This is a genomic window from Erwinia sp. MYb416, assembly GCF_037479575.1.
Lineage (GTDB): Bacteria > Pseudomonadota > Gammaproteobacteria > Enterobacterales > Enterobacteriaceae > Erwinia > Erwinia rhapontici.
This window is the reverse complement of record NZ_JBBGYT010000367.1, coordinates 1-894: the sequence shown is the minus strand read 5'-3', so window position 1 is coordinate 894 and position 894 is coordinate 1. Positions and strand designations below refer to the sequence as shown.

Annotated in this window: 1 protein-coding gene; it reads left to right on the top strand. The window is 62.8% G+C overall.

Annotated features, from left to right (window positions below; all coding sequences use genetic code 11):
- Positions 1 to 55 precede the first annotated feature (55 nt).
- A partial coding sequence (locus WH277_RS05345; protein WP_339504843.1) for an alpha-amylase family glycosyl hydrolase occupies positions 56 to 894 on the top strand: 839 nt, incomplete at its 3' end.

Genomic DNA, 894 nt, shown 5'->3' with positions numbered 1-894 from the left:
CTCTCAGTCTGACGCTGCCTGCGCTCTCGACGCTGTGGCTGGTGCGGGAGGCAGAATGACGCCATTACGGGAGGGGCTTCCTGCACCACGCGGTGCCAGCTATGACGGCAAGGGCGTGAATTTTACGCTGTTCTCGCAGCATGCGGAACGCGTGGAGCTGTGTCTGTTTGATGCCAGCGGCGCGGAAACCCGCGTTGACCTCCCGGCCCGCAGCGGTGATATCTGGCATGGCTACCTCCCCGGCGGTAAACCGGGCCAGCGTTATGGTTACCGCGTGCATGGCCCGTGGCAGCCGCAACAGGGGCAGCGTTTTAACCCGGCGAAGCTGTTGCTCGATCCCTGCGCGCACGAGGTGCTGGGTGAGGTGACGGACGATCCCTGCTTCCAGTGTGGAGTGCAGCAGCCCGACCCTCTCGACAGTGGACCACTGGCACCGAAAAGCGTGGTGCTGGCGGATGATTTCGACTGGGGAGACGATGCTGCGCCGCGTGTTCCCTGGGGCAGTACCGTGATTTATGAGGCTCATGTGCGTGGCCTGACAAAGCGGCATCCGGATATCCCGGAAGCGATACGCGGCACCTACGCGGCGTTGGGGCATCCGGTGATGATCGACTACTTCCAGCGACTGGGGATCACCAGCCTGGAGTTGCTGCCGGTGGCCTGCTTCGCCAGTGAACCGCGCTTACTGCGTATGGGATTGAGTAATTACTGGGGCTATAACCCGCTGGCCTGCTACGCGCTGGAGGCGCGCTACGCCTCCGGCCAGCAGCAGCTGCATCCGCGTCAGGAGTTCCAGCAGGCTGTGAAGGCGCTGCATCAGGCTGGTATAGAAGTGATTCTTGACGTGGTGTTTAACCACACCGCTGAGCTGGAGGAGACCGGCCCCACACTGTC